Genomic DNA, 3,550 nt, shown 5'->3' on the forward strand with positions numbered 1-3,550 from the left:
GTGGTCAGGGACTCCAGGAGCAGCGGGAGGCCCACCACCGGCAGGAGCCAGGCCAGCACGATCAGCCGGCCGCCCCAGATGCCCATGTCGGGGTGCGCCGCCTGGGTCAGCACCCCCGTGCCCGCCGCGCCGACCAGGAACACGCCGAAGGCGGGACGCCTGCGCAGCGCGCCCCACGCCCCCGCCGCGAGGGCCGCGGCGAACAGCGGCTCCCACAGCTGGCGGCGGGTCCACTCCACCCAGAAGTTGAACTCCAGGTGCGCGAACTCCCGCCACGGCGCCGCCCGGTCGGGCCGCTGGAAGTGGTCGGTGAGCAGGTCCTGCACGCTGTCCGTCATGGACGGGTGGTCCAGCGCCCACGCGGCGACCACCGTGGCCAGCGCCCCGTACGCGGAGGCCGCGGCCACCGCGACCACCCCGCGTCCCACCGGCCGTGCCTGCCGCAGCCGTCGCAGGGCGACCGCCGTGCCCGCCGCGGCCAGGCACACCCCGAGGAACAGGGCCTGCGAGTGCTTGACGGTGAACAGCGCCGCCAGCGACAGCGAGACCAGCATCGTGCCCGTCCAGCCACGGCCGCGCAGCACCAGCGCGCAGCCCCACAGGGCGGACAGGGTGAACAGGAGCAGCAGCCCCTCGGTCATCGGCCGCATCGCCGTCACCCCGCAGGGCAGCGCGTAGAACAGGGCCTGACCGGTGAGGGCGAGGGCGCGGCGGACCCGCAGGGAGCGCAGGACCAGGAAGACCAGGATCCCGCAGGAGGAGGCGATGGTGACGCCCGCCGCCCACAGGCCCCACTTCACGCCGAACGTGGCGACGAACGGGACCAGGAACGCCGGGTAGCCGGGGCGGACCTCGAAGATCCGCTGGAACCGCTCGGACATGAAGGGCGTGGTGTGCCCGCCGGTCTGCCCCGCCTTCAGCCGCTCCTCGACGGTCCGCCAGTGGTCGGAACGGCAGGCGGAGGCGACGTCCCGGGCGGGCGAGGCCCGGTGGAAGCGCTCCACGTCGACCTTCTGGTCGCGGCGGGCCACCGAGGCCTGTCCGGCGCAGGCGTACTCGATGGTGACGCCCGCCGCCTCCCGCTTGTCCTGGCCCAGCAGGCTCATCGTGTACGAGAGGTAGTTCTTGGTGTCGGGGGTGTCCCGGCCGCTGACGTTGGCGAGCTGGAGCACGGCGAAGACGGCGGCGAGCAGCAGCACCCAGCCGCGGGTGCGGCGCGGGCGCAGGGCGGCCAGCGCGGAGGCGGCGGCGCTCATGACCGCTGGAGGAGGTCGTCGCGGCCGGCGGCCGGAGCGGGCAGGGAGGCGGAGCCGTCGGCGGCGGCGCCGGCCGGGGCCGGGGCGGCGTGGGCCGGCATCGGCTCGCCGAGCATCAGGGTGCGCACCACCCGCTCGGCGGCCCTGCCGTCGTCGAACTCCCCGTACACGGCGCGGAAGCGGGCGCGTCGCCGGGCGGACCGCTCGTCGCGCCAGGCGTCGCCGGCGAAGAGCTCGGCCAGCTCCTCGTAGCAGCGGGTCACGTGGCCGGGCGGTTCGGCGGTGACGTCGAGGTAGAGGCCGCGGCTCGCCGCGACCGCGGCCCGGTCGCCGGCGTGCACGACGACGGGCCGGTCCAGGTTGACGTAGTCGAACATCAGCGACGAGTGGTCGGTGACCAGGACGTCGGAGGCGAGCATCAGATCCTCCACATGGGGTTCGTCGGTGGCGTCGACGAGGACGCCCCGCCGGTGCAGCTCGGCGAGGGAGAGGCCGCGGGCCGGGCCGTCGGCGAGCGAGGGATGGAGGCGGACCACCAGGGTCCGCCCGGGGCCGAGGTCGGCGGCGAAACGGGCCGGGTCGAACGGCTCCGTGTGGCCGCCGCGGACGTGGTCGCGGCGGGCCGGGGCGTACAGCACCACGGTGTGCCCGGCGGGGATGCCGAGGCGGGCCCGGGTGGCTGCGCCGCGGGCGGCGTCGCCGCGCACCAGCACGTCGTTGCGCGGGCTGCCGGTGCGCAGCGAGGTGAAGTGGCAGGGGAAGGCCCGCTCCCAGACCCGCTCGGAGTGCCGGTTGGCGACCAGGCTCCAGTCCCAGAGGTCGGCCCTGCGCAGCATCCGCGGCACGTCCAGCCCCAGCCGGGCTCCGGGCTTGGACAGCAGGTCGGCGCCCTGGTACTTCAGCGGGGTGCCGCGGTGGGTCTGGAGGTGCACGCTGCCGGGGCGCTTGACCGGCATCCAGGGCCAGGGGACGTCGTTGACGAACCAGGTGGCGCGGGCCTGGAGGGCGAGGTGCCGGGGCGAGCCGGGGGCCACGTGCTCGATCCCGTCGGGGACCTGGTGGGCGTGTTCGGGGCGCACCACCCACACGCCGCGGATGTGCGGGGCGAGTTCGCGGGCAGCACGGTGGATCGCCGCCGGGTCGCCGAGCACGCCGCGGTGGTGGAAGGCGGAGTACAGCGCGAGCTCGGGGTCCAGGCCGCGGCGGCGGTGCGCGAACTGCAGGACGCGGCCGGCGCGGTCGGCGGTGACACGGCCCGCTCGGCGGGCCGTCCCGGCCGCGCGGCGACGGACCGCGGCCGCCGACCGGGTCGACCGGTAGACGGCGTAGGGCCGTTCCAGTACCCGCAGGGCCGCGTCGGTGACGGTGCCCGGGGGCCGCAGTTCGCGCAGGAGGCCGGCGGTGGCGCGGAAGAACTCGGCCTTGGCGGAGGGCGGGAGGCGGTCCGGCTTGCCCAGCACGTCCAGGCAGTGCTCGCCCGCCCGCCGGTGCAGGTAGGGCTTCCACGGTTGCAGCTCGGGGTGCTCGTCGACGAAGGCGAAGACCCGGCGGTACTGCTCGTGCAGGTCGAAGTGCTTGCGGCTGGTGGTGGAGAGGATCGATCCGGTGGGCCGTTGGCGGTAGCTCAGGCACACGCGGTCCAGGGCGGCGATCCGCCCGGCGGTGAGCAGGACCGGGAAGGTCCAGGGGGTGTCCTCGTAGTAGCCGGGCGGGAAGCGGAAGCCGTGGTGCTCGACGAACGCGCGGCGGTAGGTCTTGTTCCAGACCACCATGAGGAGTTCGAGGATCTCGGGGTGCTCGGCGGCGGTGAAGACGCCGCCGGGGGCCGTGGCCGCGCCGGTCTTTGCGAGCACGTGGGCGAGGGCGTTGCGGCGGATGCCGCCCCACCAGTGGGCGCGGACGTAGTCGAAGACGAGGACGTCCGGGTCGCCGGTCTCGTCGAGGCGGTCGGCGATCGCCTGGAGGGCGCCGGGGGTGAGGGTGTCGTCGCTGTCCAGGAAGAGCAGGTGGTCGCCGGTGGCGTGCGGGAGCGCGGCGTTGCGGGCGCGGCCGAGGCCGGCGTTCTCGGCGAGGTGGAGGACCTTGATCCGGGGGTCGCGGGCGGCGTACTCGTCGAGGATCTCGCCGCTGCGGTCGGGGGAGTGGTCGTCGACGGCGATCAGTTCCCAGTCCTGGTGGGACTGGGTGAGGACGGAGTCGAGGCATTCGCGGAGGAAGCCCTGTACGCGGTGGGCCGGGACGATGATGCTGAGGCGGGGCGGCACGGGTCAGTTCCTCACGGGGGGTGCGGGACG

2 protein-coding genes are annotated in these 3,550 nt (G+C 75.1%); both read right to left on the reverse strand.

Annotated features, from left to right (window positions below):
• Positions 1-1,256, reverse strand: a 1,256-nt coding sequence (locus tag ACOV8S_RS18460; RefSeq protein WP_448318928.1) for a hypothetical protein, incomplete at its 3' end; no start/stop codon positions are given.
• Complete coding sequence (locus ACOV8S_RS18465; RefSeq protein ID WP_448318929.1) at positions 1,253-3,520, reverse strand: bifunctional glycosyltransferase/CDP-glycerol:glycerophosphate glycerophosphotransferase; 2,268 nt, start codon at positions 3,518-3,520, stop codon at positions 1,253-1,255. The genes ACOV8S_RS18460 and ACOV8S_RS18465, both read right to left, overlap by 4 nt.
• Between the last annotated feature and the right edge of the window lie 30 nt (positions 3,521-3,550).

This window comes from Streptomyces sp. CO7, assembly GCF_053474865.1.